16 protein-coding genes and 1 tRNA gene are annotated in these 21488 nt (G+C 42.9%); 7 read left to right on the forward strand and 10 right to left on the reverse strand.

Going from position 1 to position 21488, the window contains the following annotated elements:
* The first annotated feature begins 4 nt into the window (after positions 1 to 4).
* Genes ACNOGP_RS08190 through ACNOGP_RS08200 form a run of 3 tightly spaced genes read left to right on the forward strand, consistent with a single transcriptional unit; the run spans position 5 to position 5286 of the window.
* Positions 5 to 1981: a hypothetical protein gene (locus ACNOGP_RS08190; protein ID WP_418214526.1), complete on the forward strand. Its 1977-nt coding sequence runs from the start codon at positions 5 to 7 to the stop codon at positions 1979 to 1981.
* A 3-nt stretch (positions 1982 to 1984) separates the two neighbouring features.
* A complete protein-coding gene (locus tag ACNOGP_RS08195) occupies positions 1985 to 3208 on the forward strand; it encodes a glycoside hydrolase family 88/105 protein (RefSeq protein ID WP_272720230.1) in 1224 nt (407 codons plus the stop codon).
* A gap of 20 nt (positions 3209 to 3228) precedes the next feature.
* A complete protein-coding gene (locus ACNOGP_RS08200) occupies positions 3229 to 5286 on the forward strand; it encodes a hypothetical protein (protein WP_418214527.1) in 2058 nt (685 codons plus the stop codon).
* 35 nt (positions 5287 to 5321) lie between these two features.
* Here ACNOGP_RS08200 and ACNOGP_RS08205 read toward each other — a convergent pair whose 3' ends face one another.
* The 6 genes from ACNOGP_RS08205 to ACNOGP_RS08230 form a co-directional block, all read right to left on the reverse strand.
* Complete coding sequence (locus tag ACNOGP_RS08205; protein WP_418214528.1) at positions 5322 to 7568, reverse strand: RelA/SpoT family protein; 2247 nt, start codon at positions 7566 to 7568, stop codon at positions 5322 to 5324.
* A gap of 72 nt (positions 7569 to 7640) precedes the next feature.
* Positions 7641 to 8936: a transglycosylase SLT domain-containing protein gene (locus ACNOGP_RS08210; RefSeq protein ID WP_418214529.1), complete on the reverse strand. Its 1296-nt coding sequence runs from the start codon at positions 8934 to 8936 to the stop codon at positions 7641 to 7643.
* Between the two features lie 34 nt (positions 8937 to 8970).
* Positions 8971 to 9855, reverse strand: coding sequence for a DUF5683 domain-containing protein (locus tag ACNOGP_RS08215; RefSeq protein WP_055278632.1), 885 nt, complete (start codon positions 9853 to 9855; stop codon positions 8971 to 8973).
* A complete protein-coding gene (locus tag ACNOGP_RS08220; protein WP_007749168.1) occupies positions 9856 to 10746 on the reverse strand; it encodes a ParB/RepB/Spo0J family partition protein in 891 nt (296 codons plus the stop codon). It lies immediately after the preceding gene.
* A gap of 11 nt (positions 10747 to 10757) precedes the next feature.
* Complete coding sequence (locus ACNOGP_RS08225) at positions 10758 to 11522, reverse strand: ParA family protein (RefSeq protein WP_007749166.1); 765 nt, start codon at positions 11520 to 11522, stop codon at positions 10758 to 10760.
* Between the two features lie 824 nt (positions 11523 to 12346).
* Complete coding sequence (locus tag ACNOGP_RS08230; protein ID WP_157444699.1) at positions 12347 to 12490, reverse strand: hypothetical protein; 144 nt, start codon at positions 12488 to 12490, stop codon at positions 12347 to 12349.
* 57 nt (positions 12491 to 12547) lie between these two features.
* On the opposite strand from ACNOGP_RS08230, the gene surE reads away from it, so the two are divergent.
* The 3 genes from surE (at position 12548) to ACNOGP_RS08245 (ending at position 15442) form a co-directional block, all read left to right on the forward strand.
* The gene (surE, locus tag ACNOGP_RS08235) at positions 12548 to 13315 is read left to right on the forward strand and encodes a 5'/3'-nucleotidase SurE (RefSeq protein ID WP_418214530.1); all 768 of its coding nucleotides are present in this window, start codon (positions 12548 to 12550) and stop codon (positions 13313 to 13315) included.
* Positions 13316 to 13407: 92 nt separating this feature from the next.
* Positions 13408 to 14544, forward strand: coding sequence for a lipid-A-disaccharide synthase (gene lpxB / locus ACNOGP_RS08240; RefSeq protein ID WP_418214531.1), 1137 nt, complete (start codon positions 13408 to 13410; stop codon positions 14542 to 14544).
* 91 nt (positions 14545 to 14635) lie between these two features.
* Positions 14636 to 15442, forward strand: a complete 807-nt coding sequence (locus ACNOGP_RS08245) for a NigD-like protein (RefSeq protein ID WP_186927167.1) — start codon at positions 14636 to 14638, stop codon at positions 15440 to 15442.
* A gap of 112 nt (positions 15443 to 15554) precedes the next feature.
* Here the strand turns inward: ACNOGP_RS08245 and ACNOGP_RS08250 are convergent, their stop codons facing one another.
* The 3 genes from ACNOGP_RS08250 to rsfS are packed head-to-tail and all read right to left on the reverse strand — an operon-like array spanning position 15555 to position 18930.
* A complete protein-coding gene (locus ACNOGP_RS08250) occupies positions 15555 to 16397 on the reverse strand; it encodes a phosphatidate cytidylyltransferase (protein WP_029425812.1) in 843 nt (280 codons plus the stop codon).
* A 31-nt stretch (positions 16398 to 16428) separates the two neighbouring features.
* Positions 16429 to 18561 carry an ATP-dependent zinc metalloprotease FtsH gene (gene ftsH, locus ACNOGP_RS08255; protein WP_272720236.1) on the reverse strand — a complete coding sequence of 711 codons (2133 nt, stop codon included), beginning with the start codon at positions 18559 to 18561 and terminating at the stop codon, positions 16429 to 16431.
* A 9-nt stretch (positions 18562 to 18570) separates the two neighbouring features.
* Complete coding sequence (gene rsfS, locus ACNOGP_RS08260; protein ID WP_007764646.1) at positions 18571 to 18930, reverse strand: ribosome silencing factor; 360 nt, start codon at positions 18928 to 18930, stop codon at positions 18571 to 18573.
* 264 nt (positions 18931 to 19194) lie between these two features.
* Between rsfS and ACNOGP_RS08265 the strand changes: the two genes are divergently transcribed.
* Positions 19195 to 19265: transfer RNA gene (locus tag ACNOGP_RS08265), tRNA-Gln, on the forward strand.
* Positions 19266 to 19583: 318 nt separating this feature from the next.
* Here ACNOGP_RS08265 and ACNOGP_RS08270 read toward each other — a convergent pair.
* Positions 19584 to 21437, reverse strand: a complete 1854-nt coding sequence (locus ACNOGP_RS08270; RefSeq protein WP_418214532.1) for a DUF349 domain-containing protein — start codon at positions 21435 to 21437, stop codon at positions 19584 to 19586.
* Positions 21438 to 21488 lie beyond the last annotated feature (51 nt).

The following is a 21488-nucleotide window of genomic DNA, read 5'->3' on the forward strand; positions in this document are numbered from 1 at the left end:
GATAATGAAACAATATATTTTATACATAGGTTGTGTGATAGTGCTTTTTTTATTTAGCACATCGGCGATACCGTGGGATGAGGAGGCGGAGTCATGTATTGTTTATCCTACATTCGAATCTTGCAGCTATTATGTGCCTTGCGATAAAGAAATAGAATGCCGGGTACATTATAGAAAAAGTGGGGAAATACATTGGAATGAGGCTTTTGTGCCCTACTATGACAAAGGCTTGCAAGAATTTCGAGGGAGTTTGGTACGTCTCTCTGAAGATACTTCGTATGAGATTCAGGTTCGGTTGTTCCGGGATGGCAAGAATACACGTACTATTGTAAAAGGTTTTACGACCTGGACTTCTACACCTGTTATTGCAAAGACGATACCTGTGAGTCAGTTTAAAACAGAATCGGATGGTACACTGTCCATTGTCGGGTTGAAAGGTACTTCTGACGGATGGATCAAAATAGTCGGTGATGTTCCGGTACATGGGGGAATTACCAAAGAGGCTGCTCTTATTCTAGATGATTGTCAATATCTGATATTTGAAAAACTGCTGGTCAGTGGAGGATTCCGTCATGGTATCAAAACAAATGCGAAGGTGGAGAATGTCCGTTTTGTGAATTGTGAAGTGACGCAGTGGGGGCGTGAAAGTATCCGGCAAAATCAGGATGGACATTATCTTGATAGAAATGGAAAGATGATAAACAACGATGGGGGCATAACCGTTTATCGTTCAAAGAATGTAGTAATAGAACGTTGTTATGTACATGATCCTATCGGTTATACCAATCCATGGAATGGATTTATTGAATTAGGGGAACTGGCAGGACAGAAATATACGTTTGCGCATCCGCAAGGTCCGAATGCTGTTTATGTCATGCAAGCAGGAGGAGGTCTGGTGCTTCGTTATAATGATTTTATCGGCAGCCAGACACATCGTTATAATGATCCTGTTGAGGGGTGGGAAAACCGAAGTGAAATCGGAGGGTTGGCTAAGGATGCAGATGTATATGGCAATGTCTTGGCTTTTGGACAAGATGATGCCATTGAAATGGATGGAGGACAATGTAATGTACGTATTTTTGATAATCGAATGGAACAGACTTATTGCGGGATAAGTACAGCTCCGAATCGTAAAGGACCTTCTTATATTTTTAATAATGTGATATGGAATCAAGGCAACTCAATGGGACTTGTCGGTAATGCGATAAAGAACGGAGGAGGGAATACCTTTACACAAGGAATGCAATATTTGATTAATAATACTATTATACATGCCGGTGGAGGAATGGCAGGTGTCGGGTATGGTAAAGATGCTAATAGAGAACTTTTTAATGCATATCTTCGTAATAATATTATTTATTCGTTGATTGCTGTCAATAATCCGGCTCGCAAAGGATATAATATTTATGATCCGCATCGAAACCCTCTTTGTGATTTTGATTATGACTTTCTCGGAAATATATGTGAACCTCGGCAGAAAGGTGAGATTGTTGCAGTGGAAGGAAGTGAAAAAAATGCTGTATATGGAGCGCCTGCTTTTGTCGATTTAGAGCAGGGATTGTTGACTCTCAGAAAAAAAGATAAAGGAATTGATAAAGGAATGAAAATTCCTAATTTTACCGATGGATATAAAGGGAAGGCACCGGATCTGGGCGCTTTTGAATATGGAAGTCCGGAAGTGATTTTTCCCCGTCGTCCTGTCGATATGGTAGCTGATAAATATTTAATCAGATTATCCGGAAAGAAATCAGCGAAGATTACCGTAAAGATTGGAAAAATGGTGTCGACAGGTTTCTGTATCCGTATGAGTGATGATATGAAACCTTGGTTGAAGGTCACTCCGTCAATGGGGAATATTAATTCTGGTGACACTGTTACTTTGACATTGGAAGTTGTGGGAGATGTGAAATATACAAAGAATGGGATGGTGCTGTTCCGTCTTGATGACGGTTTCTCTATACCTATAACTATAATGGAATAAAAAATGATGTTCAGGAAAATATATTACTCTTGGGTATTGGCAGGCTTTTTAGTCTTGATGGGGTGTTCTGAACAACCGATTGTCAAAGCAGTTCCTTTAGAATATTCCATCAAAGTGGCAGAAGCGATAATGTCTCGGTATGACTCTATTGTTCATCACATGGACCACCTTGATAAGAGGACTTCATGGCAATATGATTATGCTCTTTTGGCTGAGGCTATAGGAAAACTGGAACGATATACGAATAATCCGGTTTATGGGGAATATATGAAGGATTTCTTTGACTATTATGTGGATAGTGTGGGGAATATCCGGTATTATAAATTAGAGGAATATAATCTGGATAAGATTCGTCCGGCAGTTCCTTTGTTTTCACTTTATGAGGAAACTGGTGATTCTTGTTATGCAAATGCTTTGCATCTGGAGATAAAACAATTGGAAACACATCCGAGAACTGCCGAAAGAGGTTATTGGCATAAGAAGATTTATCCGCATCAGATGTGGTTGGATGGTGTTTTTATGGCATCGCCTTTCATGGCTGAGTATGCGGAGGTATTCGGTCAGCCGCAATGGTTTGATGAGGCTGTCCGGCAGATAACTTTGATTTATACCAAAACACTTGATCCGAAAACCGGATTGCTGTATCATGCTTGGGATGAAAGTAAGACTCAACGCTGGGCGAATCCTGAGAATGGGCAGTCTCGTCATTTTTGGGGTCGGGCAACCGGTTGGTATATGATGGCAATTGTTGATGTTCTTGATTTTTTACCTGAGGACCATGTCGGGCGGGACTCATTAATTTCTATCTTTGTAAATGTGGCTGAGTCTTTGATGAAGGTACAGGACCCGGAGAGTAAACTTTGGTTTCAGGTACTTGATTGCGGTGGGATAGAAGGTAACTATTTAGAGGCATCAGGATCTTCGATGTTTATTTATAGCTTTGCAAAAGGGGTAAGGAAGGGCTATTTACAGCCTTCTTACTTAAAAGTAGCGCATGAGGCCTTTGATGGTATCATTGCCAATTTAATGAAAAATGATGAGAATGGCAATCTGGTATTGACACAAATTTGTGGTGGTTGTGGATTGGGAGGAATCCCTTACCGCGAAGGTGACTATCAGTATTATGTAACGGAAAAGATTGTAGAGAATGATCCGAAAGGAATTGCTCCTTTTATTTTGGCCGGGATAGAACTGCATGAGGCGGATGTTGCCAAGTTAGAAGAATAAGTAATTAAAAAGATATTAATATGAGTCGTTTGCGTTTAATTTCCATAGTATGTTTCATTTTTGTTTTCTCTTGGATGCGTATGTCCGGACAACAAAAGTTGAGATTGATTCCTACATTTGAGAATTGTAGTTATTATTGCGATTCTGTATTCGATGTTACTTTTGATAAAGCGTGGAATACATCCGATGTTTTTCGTCTTTTATATAAAGCAAAAAATGAATCTCAGTGGTGTGAGGCTTTTCCTCCTTATTATGATATTCAACGTTTTCAGTTGAGAGGATCTATTATGAACTTGAAAGAGAATACCGAGTATGATGTTCGTTTGGAGAAAAAACGTAAGAATAAATGGATTACGGCCAAAAAGGGGGATTTTGTTACTTGGAACTCTTGTCCTCCTATTAAAAGAGAGTGGAAATTGAGTGAGTTGAAAGAGTACAAGGCCGGTTCAGGAGTTGTGTTGAAAGGAATGAAAGGACGTGCCGATGGATGGATTAAGATTATAGGAGACGTTCCTATTGAGGTATCTTCTACTTACAGGCAAGCGCTCGAAGTTGACGATTGTAGGTATCTCATATTGGAAAATTTTGTTGTAAAAGGGGGGAAGATCGATGCGGTGGCTATTCGTGAGAATTGTGAGAATGTCAGGATAGTCGGTGCGGATATTTCTGCGTGGGGGCGTGTTGCGGTCGATCAGGTACATCTGGAGGATTCTATTAATTATCCGGCCGTTAAGTATAAAAGGGATAACGCGTGTTTTATTGATGAAGAAGGAGTTGTCATCCGCAATGATGCAGGCATTTATTTGGGAACAGTAGGAAAAGTACCAGGACCTAAGGATATTGTTGTTGAACGGTGCTATATCCATGATCCGAATGGTCATTCCAATGCTTGGCATGGGATCCGTGAGATTGGACGGGCTAAAGGAATCCCTTATCGTTTCTGGCACCCTCAAGGACCGCAAGGTATCTACATGAGAAGTCGTGGTGGGTTGGTGATTCGGTACAATGATGTTGTCGGAATGGATCATCATCGTTTACATGATCTTCTTGGAGGCTTTAATAATGGAAAGATAGATGGGGGAATGAATACGGATGCCGATGTTTATGGAAACTATTTGGCTTTCTCACAAGATGACGGCTTGGAGATGGATGGCGGGCAGTGTAATATAAGGCTTTATAATAATCGAATCGAACAAGTGAGAGTAGGGATTAGTACAGCTCCTAATATGAAAGGGCCCTCCTATCTAATAAGAAATGTCATCTTTAACTTGGGGGATAGTAATAGGGAATATAGTTATGGTATTAAGAATGGGGGGGGAACCATGTATTCGCATGGGCTACATTATTTTATCAACAATACTTTCCATATATCCGGGAATTGTATTTCAAGTGTAGGATATGGTGGTGATGTTGACCGGGGAATGTTTCAGGGATATAGCAGGAATAATCTGTTTTTCAACCGTAAAGAAAGTAATCCTAAGGCTAGGGGGTGTGGTATTTATGAATCCCATTCTCATCCTAATAATCATTTTGACAATGATCTCTTTTATGATGAAAACAAGAAGGATAAAAAGGGGACAGCACGTCTGAAAAGTATAGGGTGTGAACAGCATGCTATATATGGAGATCCGTTATTCGTTCAGGCGGATGCCGGAGTTTTTACTCTTTTGCCTGAGAGTCCGGCAAGAGGTAAGGGACAATCTCAGTGCAATATTTCCGAAGGAGTTGAAGGTGTTGTCGATTTGGGAGCATTAGCGTATGGGGCTTCTTCTTTGATACCGCATCGTCCGATAGATGTACAAGTGGATAAGTATAAAATTGTAATGTCATCCCAGGCCACTGGAAAGGTCGAAGTCAAAGTTGGCAAGATTCCTGATAACTTGAGTTATCGGTTAACCAAAAATAACGATATGGATTGGTTCGCTTTTGAAACGGAGCAATGTGGTAAAATAATACCAAATAGCTCTTTCTCCATACTTTTCAACACAAAAGCGAGCGAAGGAAAGAGTTATCGGGGAGTATTCTTTATTCGTTTTTCTAATGGGTATTCAGTACCTATCAGCGTAAATATCCTTTAGTATTCACTGTCCTTTAGTGAGCTGTGTAGGTGTTATTACTCTTCTACACGGCTCACCTGTTTGATATTCTGAATCTTTTTCAGATTGTTGCAGATAGTCTTTACATCCTCCACATCATGAACCCATAGCTGTATTTTACCCTCAAATATACCGTCTTCGGTTTCGATGGTCAGCTTGCGGATATTCACATTAAGCTGCCGGGAGATAACTTGTGTCACTTCGTTCAACAGTCCCATGCTGTCTATACCTTTTATATATATATATACGAGGAATGACAGTTCTTTGTGGGTATCCCATTCTGTGGCTAATATGCGGTTGCCGTAACTGCTCTTCAGCTTGGAGGCAACGGGGCATTGGCGTTTATGAATGATAATCCGGTCGTTCTCATCCACATATCCCAATACGTCATCACCGGGAATAGGGTGGCAGCATTCTGCCATGATATATTTTTTCTGCAAACTCTCTTCTGTCAGTTTGAGCACTTGTTTCGGGTTGATCTTCTCTTTTTCCTGAGGTTCTTTCTCCTCTTGCTGCTTGTCTTTGTTGCCGTTGACAAAAGAGAAAGTAAGGTATTTCTTCCAGTTGCTGGTTTGCTTTTCTTTCAGTTCATTCTTGTCAGCTTCCCCCAGAATGATTGCTTTGCTGCCAATCGCTGCCAACAGTTCTTCCTCATTCTTGGCGTTATGGAACTTGCGTAACTTTTCGATGACAGCTTCTCCCGGTCGTATTTCCTCTTTTTTCAAGAACTCATTCAGTAGCTCTTCACCTATCTTTTGATTGGCTTTGCGCTCTTTGCGGAGAATTGCCGCTATCTTAGTGCGTGCGCGGGCGGTGGTCGCAAAAACTTCCCATTGCGGTTGCACACGTTGCGATTTAGAAGTTAATACCTCAACCTGGTCTCCACTTTGCAGCTTGTGACTAAGCGGCACTAATTTGTGATTGACTTTAGCGCCGATACAATGGCTACCGATGTCGGTATGCAGGGAGAATGCGAAGTCGAGTGCCGTTGAATTCTGCGGCATAGTCTTTAGTTCCCCTTTGGGTGTGAACACAAATATTTCGGAAGCAAATAAGTTCAGTTTGATAGTGTCCAAGAAGTCGATGGCGTCCGGTTGCGGATCATCCAATATTTCCTTAATGGTCTTCAACCATTTTTCCAGTTCTCCCTCATCCTCGCTGCCTCCTCCTTCTTTGTATTTCCAATGTGCTGCAAAGCCTTGTTCGGCAACGTCGTTCATCCGTTCGCTACGGATCTGGACTTCGATCCATTGCCCGTTGTTACCCATAAGAGTCACGTGCAATGCCTGGTAACCGTTTGCTTTGGGGTGGCTTACCCAATCGCGCAGGCGATCCGGGTGCGGCTTATATATTTTGGAGATAGATACATAGATGTCAAAACAATCATTGAGCTCTTCTTCCATATTGCGGGGCTCGAAAATAATCCGGACCGCCAGCAAGTCATAGATCTCTTCGAAAGGAACATGCTTGGTCTGCATCTTGTTCCAGATGGAATAGATTGATTTTACACGGGCGAGAATCCGGTATTTCAATCCCATCTTATCGAGTTGTGTACGGATAGGGGCTGTGAAATCATTAAAGACCTTATCGCGTTCGGCGGCTGTGGCGTTCAGCTTTTCCTCTATCTCCGCATATTCTTCGGGATGTTCGTATTTGAAGCTCAGGTTTTCCAGCTCGGTCTTTATCTTATAGAGCCCCAGGCGGTTGGCCAGCGGAGCGTAGATATAGAGCGTTTCACCCGCAATCTTATATTGCTTGTTGGGCAACATCGAACCGAGTGTGCGCATATTGTGCAAACGGTCGGCTATCTTGATAAGGATAACCCGGATATCATTCGACATGGTAAGCAGTAACTTTTTGAAGTTCTCTGCTTGTGCTGAGGCGCGGTCGCCAAATATTCCACCGGATATCTTGGTCAGTCCGTCTACGATCTGGGCAATCTTCGGTCCGAAGATGTTTTCAATATCCTCAACGGTGTAGTCGGTATCTTCTACCACATCGTGCAATAAGGCTGCGCAGATGGAGGTCGAGCCCAAACCGATTTCGTTGCATACAATACTTGCAACGGCAATCGGGTGCATAATGTAAGGTTCACCCGAACGGCGTTTAATACCTTTATGCGCTTGATTGGCGAAGTTGAAAGCTTTCGTGATGATTTCAACTTTCTTGCGATGTTTTGTGCTGAGATAATCATTCAGTAGTTGCTGGAACGCCTGATTGATCATATCTTCATCAGCTATTTCTTTTGGGGGCAGATTATCCATAATTGTTATCCTCTCATTTGCTTGGTTTTGCAAAAATAAGCAAATTTCCGAACGGTGCAAGCGGGAAACTGTTTATTTGTATATTTTCAATCGTTTTCCTGCTGCAATCTTCGTGTTAGACATTCCGTTCCATCGCTGTATATCCTTAACTCTGACTCCGTATTTCTCGGCAATGGACGATAAAGTGTCACCACTTTTTATCTTGTAATAGGTTGGTTTCCCTTTACCTGCAACTGCTGTCGCAGCCCTGCGTGTAGAAGGACTGATCTCTTTCACGGCAACGGTCTTACGGTTGCGGAACAATTCATCCGCACGATGTGTGAAAATTGTATCCTGCCTGTCGATAAAAGTGCTGATGGCTTCGATCGGTAGGCGGAGGGTATACGGTTTGTTATCACCCGGAATGATTTGTTTCTTATATTGCGGGTTCAGACTTTTGATTTGGTCCAACGGAACGTTGCACAAGTCGGCTATTTGCTCGAAATGCAGATTCTTGTTGACTTGTACGGTATCCGTGCTTGCCGGAATGTTGGTTTCCATCGGGCAGATGTTATGATCGCAATAATAAGTCATCACATAGTTGGCTGCGATAAAGGCCGGTACATATCCGCGTGTTTCTTTGGGCAGGTAATTGTAAATCTTCCAATAGTCGGTTTCACCATTGGCGCGGCGGATTGCTTTATTGATAGTGCCGGGACCGCAATTGTAGGCTGCAATCACGAGATTCCAGTCACCGTAAATATCATACATCTCTTTGAGGTAGCGTGCGGCAGCCCAAGTCGCCTTGATTGGGTCGCGACGTTCGTCCACAAGACTATTCGACTCCAGTCCGTAAATCTTTCCCGTACCGATCATGAATTGCCACAAACCGGAAGCTCCGGCACGCGATACGGCTGAAGGATTCAACGCGGATTCGATAATCGGAAGGTATCTCAGCTCCAATGGAAGTCCGTATGCATCTAATGCTTCCTCGAAAATCGGCATATAGAAGTTGCAAGCGCTTAACATGAAAGAAACCTGGTTGCGCAAACGTCCTGCATACATATCGATAAATTTGCGTATGATATCGTTGTAGGGCATTTCCATGACAGCCGGAATGCGCGACAAACGGTCGATGTAAACCGAATCGCTGAACAGAGGGTTGATTTCCGCTGTGCTGCAATCTTTACCCAAGTCAATATAGTTTTTGGCTTTCCAGTCATTCAACAGGCTGTCGAGCGGGTATGTCATACTTTTAGGCAAGTCAATGCTCTCTTTGCGCTCAGTTCCATTTTCACGAATCACTACATCTACACTTTGCGCTTTTACTTGCGATGTTGCCACTAGTAAAAGGAAAATCATCGAACAATAGTTAACTAATTTCTTCATGCTTCAATAATAAGATCAATCTAAATTGTGTTTTTTAAAATCGTAATACACATTGCAATCCCACCGATTTGTTCTTCAAACTGGTAGAGCGGAATTGGTTGTTATTGTCAATAACAGCCGGTTCTACTTTCATACTCAGGTCGGGGGTGATATCGAAGTTGGACAACTCCGCATCTACGTATGCGTCGATGATAGAGATCAAGTAAACTCCGATAAATGCAAATATGCTGAGGTCCCGATAACGACGGAACATATCTTTTCTTCGTTTTATTGTATTTTTCAACTGCTCTTCGTTGTAGGTGGCGTTGGGCGGCAACAAGTCTTCGTAACTTTTTGTATTCGGATTGCTGTCCATAATGTCCAGATAGGCTTGTGAGTAGTCTTTATACATCTTGCCATTCCAACTCAACGCGTATGCACATCCGGCAAATCCTCCATATATAATAGGTAGTTTCCAGTACTTGCGGTTGTAAATCTGTCCGCCGCCGGGAAATACGACTGCCAGCCAAGTTGCTTTGGTCGGATTCGGGATGAATATCTTTTTATTGATATCCTTTGCGGGCGGCACGCTGTCTGCCTTAACCATGATGGATGCCGGCTGCTCAATCTTTTTTAATTCTTTCTTGTTGGCTGCATCCAGACTGTCGGCTATTTGTATGCTGGCGGCCGATAGGCTGTCGAGGGGTACAAGCTCTTTGGAGGGGACAATCCGGATCGAGTCTTTCTTCAAAGAATCTTGTACAGCCGGTTCACGATGTCTGCGGGCACGGGCTTTCGGGGCTTCCCGTTGCGTGATAGTCGTGTCCCTTTTCATCGGGGTGACAGTGGACTGTGCATACACATCAATCCCTGCCACCTGTAAAATACAGAGAAGCAGGGTGATGACGAGTAACTGATATTTCTTACTTTTTCTTGTCATTTACTTCTTTAGCGTGTCGAAGATTTCCATGATACGTTCCAGCTCCTCCTCGTTGCCGAAAGGAATGCTGATTTTCCCTTTCCCTTTTTCGGAACAGGTGAGTTGTACCTTGGTGTTGAAAAAGCCTGAGAGTTGTTTCTTCAGTAAGTTGAACTCTTCCGGAAGTTTGGCACGCTTCGGAGTTATTTTCCGCGTACCGCTTTTCACAGCTTCTCCTTCGCTTAATGATTTAACAATTTCTTCTACTTTGCGGACTGAATATCCGTGTTCTTGTATTTCCTCAAATATTTTAACTTGCAGTTTCGGATCACCCAGTGAAATCAACGCACGCGCATGTCCCATGTCCAACTGCTTGTTCTGCAAAGCCATCTGTATGGGAGCGGGCAGTTTCAACAAACGCAGATAGTTGGCGATGGTTGTCCGGTTCTTGCCGATACGTTCGCTCAAGCGTTCCTGGGTCAGTTCGTACTGGTCAAGCAGGTGCTGGTAGGCAAGTGCGATTTCTACGGCATTCAAGTCTTCACGCTGGATGTTTTCAATCAGCGCCATTTCCATCATGTTCTCGTCGTCGGCAGTGCGGATATAAGCGGGAATTGTTTTCAGTCCGGCCTTTTGTGAAGCGCGGTAACGACGCTCTCCGGCAATGATCTGATATTCATCGTCCGATATTTTGCGTAAGGTGATCGGTTGGATAATACCGATTTCGGCAATCGAATCAGCCAGTTCCTGTAAAGCTGTTTCGTCAAACTCACGACGGGGCTGGTTGGGATTGACAGCAATCTTTGCCAGTTCTATCTCATTAATGGAAGAAGAACCTTCGGTTTTCACATCATCCATCGAGAGCAAGGCGTCAAGTCCGCGTCCTAATGCATTTCTTCTCTGTGTTGCCATATCTTCTTCTTTTATTTATTTCGGTTGATAATCTCTTTAGCAAGAGCCAGGTGGTTCTTGGCGCCGGTGGAATCCGCATCATAAAGAATGGTCGGAACACCGTAGCTGGGAGCCTCGCTCAGTTTGACATTTCGTTGGATAACGGTGTTGAACACCAATTCCTGGAAGTGGCGTTTCACCTCATCGTAGATCTGATTGGCCTGACGCAGACGTGAGTCGTACATCGTAAGGAGGAATCCTTCGATTTCCAGAGCCGGATTCAGTTTTGATTTGATGATTTTGATCGTGTTCAGCAGCTTGCTGATACCCTCAAGAGCGAAATATTCGGCTTGTACGGGGATAATCACGGAATCTGCCGCTGTCAGGGCATTAATGGTGATAAGTCCCAATGAAGGCGAGCAGTCTATCAGGATATAGTCATATTCTTCCTTCAAAGGAGTGAGCACTTCTTTCAGAATCTTTTCGCGGTTTGGGAGGTTCAGCATTTCAATCTCTGCTCCTACAAGATTGATGTGCGAAGAGATTACTTTTAAAGAATCGATTTCCGTGTCGAGGATAGCGTCCTGTACGTTGGCTCTGTCAATAATACATTCATAGATAGTGCATTCCGACTGCTTAATGTCTACTCCCAGTCCGGAAGAGGCATTAGCCTGCGGGTCGGCATCTATCACGAGTACCTTTTTTTCCAGTGTGGCAAGTGAGGCTGCGAGGTTAATCGTAGTCGTTGTCTTTCCTACACCACCTTTTTGATTGGCCAAAGCAATAATTTTTCCCATATTCTCTAAATTTATTGGCAGCGAAATAAGTGATAAATCCTTAGAGCGCCTACGAAAAAAGAGAAACTTTGCAATTTCTGTTGATAAGTCACCTGTTTTGTTAATAACTGTCGGACGAAACAGTTACAAAATCTTGCAGGTTCGTCATCTGTTTTTCTCTTTATGAGTTTGCAAATATACATATTTATATTGGATATCTATTCCTTTTTTTGCTCGCTTGCAGAAGATTAAGATTTGTAAACGGGTGGGAGAGGAGGAGATTCCGCTGCTTTCATAGAGTTTTAAAACTCTCTTTTTATTGTCACTTGTCACTTTTTAGACTAAACATGCTGATAGTCAAATGTAATTTGGTGATAATAGCGAGTGATAATAAGGTGATAACAGGAAAAATAAGGCCTTTTATTATCACCTTAATCCATTACTTTTTGGGCATTCGCGTGTATTATATGATTGATTATTAGTGTTTTGATGCGTAATCTGACTTTTGTATTCCTATGTATTAAGAAAGCCCTTTTTGACCGGAAGATTGAGCTTTTGCTGTGTTTTCTTCTGAATGAAGTAGTTGTTTAGTGGTTATGTTCTCTGTATATGATGCGGTATTTAAAGCCAAAGCCGGTAGATGTAACGTACAGACAGGGCACTGCTAATGTATTTGGTAGGCACTGCGTTCCCGTTTCACGTACGTGATTCGTTCGGATGATGTACGTGGACTTTCAGGTTTTCGTACGTGAACCGAATGGCTCATATACGTAAAACGAGTTATTATTACCGTCTAAATACATTAAACCTACCGTATAAATGTATTAAGCAAGCTGTATAATGTATTAAACAAGCCTCATGAATAACTCAATGTCCGGCTTGTATCCGGCTGAGAAAGTCGTTCTGACCGGAAAATGACCGCAGGCGGATTGAGTTTGTCGGTTGAACTTACGAAACTTCAAAGGATTATATTTGACCAATGTTGGCATTCCGGCTTCTTTTTGCTACTTTTGTGCGAATAATTAAAAAAGGAAAGGATTGAATATATGGAAAATAAGAGGCCGTTGATACTCGTTTCAAATGATGACGGGATTATGGCTAAAGGTATTAGTGAGCTGGTTAAGTTTCTCCGTCCATTAGGAGAAATCGTGGTAATGGCGCCGGATTCACCGCGTTCCGGTAACGGATGTGCGCTTACGGTGACACAACCTGTTCATTATCAATTGGTCAAAAAAGAAGTTGGGCTGACTGTATACAAATGTTCGGGAACCCCGACCGATTGCATTAAACTGGCTCGGAATACAGTACTCGACCGGATACCGGATTTGGTAGTGGGTGGTATTAATCATGGGGATAATTCGGCTACCAATGTACATTATTCCGGTACGATGGGAGTTGTGTTTGAAGGTTGTCTGAATGGGATTCCTTCCATTGGATTCTCTTTGTGCAATCATGCTCCCGATGCGGATTTTGAGGCTGCGGGACCTTATATACGCAAGATTGCCGCGATGGTACTGGAAAAAGGACTTCCTCCTTTGACTTGCTTGAATGTGAATTTCCCGGATACGGCTGATATAAAAGGAATAAAGATTTGTGAACAGGCCAAAGGGTGTTGGACGAACGAGTGGGCTGCTTGCCCCCGTCTGAGCGATCCGAATTATTTCTGGCTGACAGGTGAATTTACCGATCACGAACCTGAAAATGAAAGGAACGATCATTGGGCGTTAGCAAACGGCTACGTGGCCATCACTCCGACGACTGTCGATGTGACGGCATATCACTTTATTGATGAACTTAATAAATGGTTTAATTAGTTGAAAATTGAAAGTTGAAAAAGAAAGCATGACACTCTATTGGTCATCTATCCCTACCAACTCTCAACTCTCAACTCTCAACTCTCAACTCTATGAAGTATTATCTGATTGTGGGCGAAGCCTCCGGTGACTTGCACGCTTCTCATCTGATGGCAGCTTTGAAGGTGGAAGATCCTCAAGCTGAATTTCGTTTTTTCGGCGGTGATCTGATGGTTGCCGTAGGCGGTACGATGGTGAAACATTATAAGGAGTTGGCTTATATGGGATTTATTCCGGTGTTGCTCCATCTGCGTACTATCTTTGCCAATATGAGACGTTGCAAGGAAGATATCGTTTCCTGGAATCCGGATGTTGTCATTTTGGTAGATTATCCGGGATTCAATCTGGATATTGCCAAGTTTGTCCACGCAAAGACGCAGATTCCCGTATATTATTATATTTCTCCGAAGATATGGGCTTGGAAAGAATACCGTATCAAGAATATAAAGCGTGATGTGGACGAGCTTTTCTCCATTCTTCCTTTTGAAGTGGAGTTCTTTGAAGGAAAGCATCACTATCCTATCCATTATGTGGGGAATCCTACGGTGGATGAAGTGACGGCCTATCAGGAAGCGCATCCGAAAAATACGGCTGAGTTTATTGCGGATAATCAGTTGGAGAATAAACCGATTATTGCACTTTTGGCAGGAAGCAGAAAGCAGGAGATAAAAGATAATCTGCCGGATATGTTGAAGGCGGCTTCTGCTTTTCCCGGCTACCAACTTGTTCTGGCTGGCGCTCCTTCCATTGCTCCTGAATATTACGAACAGTATATAGGAGAGTCGAAGGTGAAAATTATTTTCGGTCAGACTTATCGTCTGCTGCAACACGCGGATGCGGCTTTGGTTACTTCGGGGACGGCTACCCTTGAAACGGCGTTGTTCCGAGTTCCACAGGTCGTTTGTTATCACACTCCGATTGGAAAAGTGATTTCGTTCTTGAGGCGTCATATTCTGACGGTGAAGTTCATTTCTTTGGTCAATCTGATTGCGGATCGTGAGGTTGTGAAGGAATTGGTGGCTGATACGATGACTGTGAAGAATATGCAGAGTGAACTGGAAAAGATTCTTGAAGATGACAAGTACAGGCGTGAAATGCTGGCGGAATATGAGCGTATGGCTGAACGGCTAGGTCCGGCAGGCGCTCCTCGTCATGCGGCGCGCAAGATGTTGGAGCTGTTGAAAAAATAACTTTCTTTTTCTGAATAAACGTAAAGCCGATGCAATATTTGCACGGCTTTTTTATTTATAAGACAGAAGGTTAAAAAAGAAAGGATCTAACATGAAAAAATTTAAATGGCTTTTAGGAATTCTATTGTTGGCATTGGTGCCAATGTTGCAGTCATGTGACGATGACGACGATTATTATTCTATCGGAGATTTCAGTTGGGACTGGGCGACCGTACGTACAACCGGTGGCGGCGGTTATTTCCTAGAGGGTGACCGTTGGGGAATCATTGATCCGGTCAGCTCTTCCATTCCTTGGTACAGACCGGTAGATGGTGAACGGGTGGTTGCATTCTTTAATCCTTTGGCTGATATGAAAGACGAAAAGGGCGTTCAGGTAAAAATGGAAGGCATTCAGGATGTCTTGACTAAAGGGGTGGAAGAAATGAAAACTACGGAAGAAGAGGAGGAATTTGGAAATGATCCGATTGTGATTTATCAAGGTGATATGTGGCTAGGGGGGAAATACCTGAATGTTATTTTCCATCAGAACCTGCCTCGTTCGACGAAACATCGTATCAGCCTTGTTCAGAATCTGATGGATACGACTGAACCCGGTGAACCTGGCGATCCATCGGCACCGGAGACGGTAAATGTTGCTGAAGACGGTTATGTTCATCTGGAGTTGCGTTATAATACGTATGATGATGTGACCGGTTATTGGGGATGGGGACGGGTTTCCTATAATCTGGAAGATTTCTATCCGACGGAAGAGGATGGTGAAACTACGATGAAAGGTTTTAAAGTTACTATAAATTCAAAAGAAAATGGAGAAGGAAGAGTGATCGTTCTTGATTTCGACCATCCGGTAGGAGTGCCGGAAAAGGCGAAGGATGTGCATTCCACTTCTTCAATCCGATAACCTCTAACTATGATTCGCTGTGTGTGAAAAAGGTCGGGATCACTTCCTGTGAAGTTCCCGACCTTTTCTTTTATGATGTTGGTTTGTTTGATAATCCGATAAAGCGATTGGATTAGAACCAGGTTAGTGCATACAGATAAACGACTGCTGCCGGAATAGCCATTAAAGAACTGTCAAAACGGTCGAGCATTCCTCCGTGTCCAGGAAGAATAGTTCCCGAATCTTTAACGTGCAACTGACGTTTCAGCAGTGATTCTGTCAAATCCCCCCATGTGCCGAATATAACTACGACTAAAGCCAGCCCTGCCCATTCCGGCATGGACATCAACGGGAAATAATGAGCGAGTATGAAGGCTACTCCGATCGCTACTACTCCGCCGCCGATAGAACCTTCCCATGATTTCTTAGGAGAGATACGCTCGAACAATCTATGCTTTCCGATAAGCGAACCGATGCAATAAGCACCTGTGTCATTCAGCCAAAGGAAAATAAAGATGGATAGTGGTAGAATAGGGTTATAACTTATGCTGCTGTATTCCGGATCGTTGTGGAAAGCTAATACATTCAGTAAAGCGAACGGAAGCCCGATGTAGAGTTGGCTGAGCATGGAATAAGCCCAGTTAAGCACGGGATTCTCTTTCTTCAGATACAGCTCGCTGATCATCATATACAGCAATAGCAGTACGTAGGGGATAAAGATTTTGGAATCAGCCGCGTCAATGCAGAATCCCATGATGGCAAGAAACAGATAAGCGCCGCCCAGCATATTGATGGTCTTGTTTATCTGAACCCCTTCCGCACGCATATTAACCAGCTGTCCGAACTCATAAATGGTGAGTGCGCTAATGGCGGTAAATAAGATGCCGAAGCTAAATGCGCCATAGAGGATGCATCCTACCAAAATAGCAACAAAGAGTACACCTGTGATGGCTCGTTTTATAAAATTGTTCACAATCTGCTCGTTTTTTAATTGATTAAACAGTGGCTTATTTTTCTTTATCGGTAGTCGGTTCCGTAGATGTATTTTTCTCTACAGTGACTTTAGAACCTTCTATGGTAACTTTTCCTTCCGCAGCTTTTTCTTCCGCAGAATTCTTGGCTTCCTCTTCTTTTATCTCTTTTTCTTCCCCTTTCAGCTTTTCAGCAAGTTGCTTTTCTGCTTTAGCCGCATCCTGGCTTTCTTTGGCTGCCATGATTTCTTCTGAACGGGAAGCCCAAGGACGCTTTCCGAAAATACGCTCAACGTCTTCCGCGAAGATCACTTCTTTGTCAATCAGTAATTGTGCCAATTGATTGTGGCCTTCCTGGTGTTCAGACAGGATCTTTTTGGCACGTTCATACTGTTCGTTGACCATCTTTTTTACTTCTTCGTCGATAAGCTCGGCTGTTTTCTCGCTATATGGACGGTTGAAGGAGTATTCTTCGTTGTTGTAATAACATAAGTTGGGCAGCTTATCACTCATTCCTAAATAAGCAATCATGCCGTATGCCTGTTTCGTAACTCTTTCCAGATCGTTCATGGCACCGGTAGAGATACGGCCGATAAATAAGTCTTCAGCTGCACGTCCTCCCAGCGTAGCACACATTTCATCGAGCATTTGTTCTTTTGTTGTGATCTGACGCTCTTCCGGCAAATACCAGGCTGCTCCCAATGCACGTCCACGAGGAACAATTGTCACTTTGATTAGAGGGTTGGCGTATTCCAACAACCAGGAGATGGATGCGTGTCCCGCTTCGTGCAAGGCGATAGAACGTCTTTCGGCTTCTGTGGTAATCTTGGTTTTCTTTTCCAGACCACCGATGATACGGTCTACTGCATCCAAGAAGTCTTGTTTGCCAACGAATTTCTTTCCGTGACGGGCAGCGATCAATGCCGCTTCGTTGCAGACATTGGCAATGTCGGCGCCGGAGAATCCCGGAGTCTGGCGAGCCAGCAAGTCTACATCTACCGTGTCATCTATCTTGATCGGGCGCAAGTGTACGCCGAATACTTCTTTACGTTCATTCAGGTCGGGCAGATCTACGTGTATCTGACGGTCGAAACGCCCTGCACGGAGCAAGGCTTTGTCCAATACGTCTACCCGATTGGTAGCGGCAAGAATAATCACACCACTGTTGGAACCGAAGCCGTCCATTTCCGTAAGCAACTGGTTCAATGTGTTTTCGCGCTCGTCGTTTCCTCCCATTGCGGGATTTTTACCACGTGCGCGTCCCACTGCGTCGATTTCGTCAATAAAGACAATACAGGGAGCTTTCTCTTTTGCCTGCTTGAACAAGTCGCGGACACGGGATGCACCTACACCTACGAACATTTCCACAAAATCCGAACCGGCAAGGGAGAAGAAGGGTACGTTCGCTTCACCGGCTACCGCTTTGGCAAGCAATGTCTTACCTGTTCCCGGAGGACCTACTAACAAAGCTCCTTTAGGTATTTTACCTCCCAGATCCGTGTATTTCTGCGGCTCTTTCAGGAACTCGACAATCTCTTCCACTTCCTGTTTGGCTTCCGCCAGACCGGCTACATCCTTGAAGGTGACTTTGATGGCTCCTCCTTTTTCAAAAAGTTGGGCTTTTGATTTCCCTACGTTGAATACGCCACCGGGACCTCCACTTCCACCACCGCTCATACGGCGCATGAAAAATATCCATAGTGCTACTAGCAGAACGAGCGGAAGGATCTGAATTAAGATAGCGGGAAATATGTCCGACTTAGGAGGGTAATCCGATGTTCCGTCAAAATGACCGGCTTCTTTTTCCGTTTGCAGGAATTCTTCCAACTTATCGGTAGACGGCGTCCGGCTGGTAATGACGGGGTTACGTCCCACCTTTGTGGAGTCTGCTCCGAATACAGCGCCAACAGCAGTGGGTTTCAGATAAGCTTCGATTGACTTATCTTCATAACCCAGCACTTTGCTGACATATCCATTTCTTACGTAGTCCTGAAACTCGCTGTAAGTAACATTTTTACTTCCGACACCCTTTGAATCACTGCCCCACCAGAGGCCGAGAAGCATCAGGGCAATAATCATGTACATCCAGTTCAAATTGAACTTTGGCAAGTTAACCTTATTGTTAGGTTTGTTGCTGTTATTATTGTTATTGCTATTCTTATTGTCCATAATCGTAATTTAGTCTAAATCGGGGATTTGAGTAAGTTTGGCATCAGCCCAAAGGTGTTCAAGATTATAAAAGGCTCTTGTTTCCGGTAAAAATACATGTACCAATACATCTGCATAATCCATAGCTACCCATTCGGCATTCCGGAGTCCGTCTACTGCAAAAGGCTTGCTGTCAGCACCCTTTCGTGCGGATTCTTTGATTGAGTCTACAATAGCACTTACTTGGCTGGGAGAGTTTCCCTGACAGATAACGAAATATTTACAGATGGTATCTTCTATTTTGGTTAGATCGGCAATAACGATATTCTTACCTTTTTTTTCTTGAATTCCCTCTTTTATTTTCTCGATTAATACTTTAGTATCGTTCATTCTTACATTTGATATTAATAATTCATGTTCTCTTTTGGTTTATAACAAAAAAGGCTCACCCTTTGTTTCTGATTATAAACGTGATATTTTTGACAAATATACGCTGATTTATTGGATACAAGAAAGTTATACTTCAATTTTTGTGTTTTTTAGTGGAGATAGTTGCTTAGGGAAAACTAATTTGAGGATTTTTGCAAAAAAAATAGCTGAAATGTTTTGATTTCCCAATTTATTTGTATCTTTGCACCCGCAAACGAAAATCATTGGGCTATGGTGTAATGGTAACACTACAGATTCTGGTCCTGTCATTCCTGGTTCGAATCCAGGTAGCCCAACAAATCACCAGCTTTTTACTGACAAAACCCGCTAAAAATGCAATTTTAGCGGGTTTTTTGTGCTTTGACAAATGCCATCCGAAAAAAGTTGACGCTAATTCGGTGGCTAATTAGGTGATACGGATGCTCTGATATTTGAAATTTGATTCGGCTGAAAATAAGAGGGGTGTCATAATGAATGATAAAATGCAGATTAACGGTAAATTATCACAGAAGATTCTATGCGTTGATAATATTCTATAGAATTCTTTTGCGATAATTTACCGTTAATCTGCATTCTGATACACTTTCCTGTATCTTCTCAAATCAGCGAGTGGATCACTCTTCAGCTTTTATTGATTCGTCAATTACCTTGATTTTCTGTAAAACCAAGTCCAGATCTGCTTTTAATTTGTCTACCTTGCGATTCAATTCAGTTAACAGGCTACTACCTTTCTTTGAAGTGGAAGTCAGGAAGCCCAGATTGTTCTCATATGTCTGTAGTTCGTTCTTCATATTCTCATAAGCACGTACCAGCTTTTCTCGTTCTCTGTATAAAGATTGCGGGCCACTTCCTTGAATATTGCTGATGTTAGAACGGAAGTTACTTAGCTTCTTATTGGAAGCATTGATGTTGAAACGATCAAACAATTGGTCAATCAAGCTGTGGTATTGCTTATAAAGTTTATCTTTCTCTTTGAATGGCACATGACCGATAGAGTTCCATTCTTTCATTAACTCCCGAACAAGTGTACTGGCTTCTTCCATATCCATGTTTTCGTCGATGGCAGACAGCTTTTCGATCAATGCTTTCTTTTTCTCCATGTTCTCTACTTCCACAGAACGTTGTGAAGAAGTAGCTTTGTTTTTCTGGTCGAAGAAATAGTCGCAAGCGGAAATGAAACGTTTCCATACTGCATCCGAATGTTTCTTGGCTACCGGTCCGATAGTCTTCCACTCTTTTTGAAGTTTGGTGAGAGCATCGGCAGTAGCTTTCCAGTCAGTGCTGTCTTTCAAGGCTTCCGCTTTCTCGCACAGTGCTTTTTTCTTTTCCAGATTTTCGTTCATTCCTTCTTTCAAGCTCTTGAAGAATTCTCCTTTTTTCTTGAAGAAGTCATCACACGCATGACGGAAACGTTCGAATATCTTCACATTCATCTTTTGAGGCGCAAAACCGATTGTTTTCCATTTGTTTTGCAATGCAATTACTTCCTGAGTCTTGTTTTCCCAAGCAGAGAATGTTTTCAGTTCATTATATTCTATCGCTTCTACGATTTCGCAGATAACGGTTTTTTGGTCTAGATTGTGCTGTTCTGTTTCCTTCAGTGACTCAAAATGTTGCTGATGGCGACGGTTGACAGCGGTAGAAGCCGCTTTGAAGCGGTTCCATATTTCATCACGCAACTCTTTGGCTACCGGACCCGTATCACGGAATTCCTGATGCAACTTTTGGAGTTGGTGGAAAGCGGAAACAACATCTTCCTCGTCAGCCAACTTTTCGGCAGCTTCGCAAAGGTGAGTCTTGATTTCCAAGTTCTTCTTGAAGTCATATTCGCGGAATTCGTTGTTCAGTTTCAATAAGTCGTAGAACTTCTCTACATATAATTGATAATTCTTCCACAGTTCATTTACTTTGCCTTGTGGAACCAGCTTTGTCTCATTCCACTGCTGTTGCAGCTTTTTGAATTCGGTGTAAGACTTATTGGCGTCATCTCCGGATTCTACTAATTCCTTCAGTTCTTCGATGATGGAAAGTTTGACTTGTAGGTTTTCTTCTTTTTGTCGTTCTAACTCGGCAGCCATTTTGCTTCGCTTTTCTTTGATAACTCCCATCAGACGTTTGAATTCTTCTTCTTCCGGGTCTTCCTGCGGAACAAAATCCTCAATGGCTCCACCGTTATCTGTGAACTCCTTTTTAGCAGCTTCCAGTTCGGCGTTATGTAACTTGTAGAATGATTGTTTCAGATTGTCGATATCCTGCTTGTTCGCATTTTCTGCATTCTGCGCAAGCTCCTTTAATTGGTTTAATACATCTTCCTTTGTAGCAGGTTTAGGAGCTGCTTCAGTTTGAACTTCGGCAGTAACTTCTTCAGTTGGAGTCTCTGTTATAGCTTCAGAAACCTCGACTGTTTTTTTTTCTTCTTCTAATTCCCCTTGGTTCAAGGGTTGATTAGTGTCATGAGCGTCCATCATTGTATATTAGTTTTGGGTCACAAATTAATGAAATAAAACGATTACTTCATA

Source organism: Bacteroides difficilis (assembly GCF_048319815.1).
Classification (GTDB): Bacteria; Bacteroidota; Bacteroidia; order Bacteroidales; family Bacteroidaceae; genus Bacteroides; species Bacteroides zhangwenhongii.

Excerpts from the sequence above, each read along its gene's own strand:
- ACNOGP_RS08270 (WP_418214532.1), bottom strand. The coding sequence starts at position 21,437 with ATGATGGACGCTCATGACACTAATCAACCCTTGAACCAAGGGGAATTA.
- ACNOGP_RS08220 (WP_007749168.1), bottom strand. The coding sequence starts at position 10,746 with ATGGCAACACAGAGAAGAAATGCATTAGGACGCGGACTTGACGCCTTG.
- surE (WP_418214530.1), top strand. The coding sequence starts at position 12,548 with ATGGAAAATAAGAGGCCGTTGATACTCGTTTCAAATGATGACGGGATT.
- rsfS (WP_007764646.1), bottom strand. The coding sequence starts at position 18,930 with ATGAACGATACTAAAGTATTAATCGAGAAAATAAAAGAGGGAATTCAA.
- ACNOGP_RS08225 (WP_007749166.1), bottom strand. The coding sequence starts at position 11,522 with ATGGGAAAAATTATTGCTTTGGCCAATCAAAAAGGTGGTGTAGGAAAG.
- ACNOGP_RS08245 (WP_186927167.1), top strand. The coding sequence starts at position 14,636 with ATGAAAAAATTTAAATGGCTTTTAGGAATTCTATTGTTGGCATTGGTG.
- ACNOGP_RS08200 (WP_418214527.1), top strand. The coding sequence starts at position 3,229 with ATGAGTCGTTTGCGTTTAATTTCCATAGTATGTTTCATTTTTGTTTTC.
- ftsH (WP_272720236.1), bottom strand. The coding sequence starts at position 18,561 with ATGGACAATAAGAATAGCAATAACAATAATAACAGCAACAAACCTAAC.
- lpxB (WP_418214531.1), top strand. The coding sequence starts at position 13,408 with ATGAAGTATTATCTGATTGTGGGCGAAGCCTCCGGTGACTTGCACGCT.
- ACNOGP_RS08230 (WP_157444699.1), bottom strand. The coding sequence starts at position 12,490 with ATGCCAACATTGGTCAAATATAATCCTTTGAAGTTTCGTAAGTTCAAC.
- ACNOGP_RS08210 (WP_418214529.1), bottom strand. The coding sequence starts at position 8,936 with ATGAAGAAATTAGTTAACTATTGTTCGATGATTTTCCTTTTACTAGTG.
- ACNOGP_RS08205 (WP_418214528.1), bottom strand. The coding sequence starts at position 7,568 with ATGGATAATCTGCCCCCAAAAGAAATAGCTGATGAAGATATGATCAAT.
- ACNOGP_RS08195 (WP_272720230.1), top strand. The coding sequence starts at position 1,985 with ATGATGTTCAGGAAAATATATTACTCTTGGGTATTGGCAGGCTTTTTA.
- ACNOGP_RS08190 (WP_418214526.1), top strand. The coding sequence starts at position 5 with ATGAAACAATATATTTTATACATAGGTTGTGTGATAGTGCTTTTTTTA.
- ACNOGP_RS08215 (WP_055278632.1), bottom strand. The coding sequence starts at position 9,855 with ATGACAAGAAAAAGTAAGAAATATCAGTTACTCGTCATCACCCTGCTT.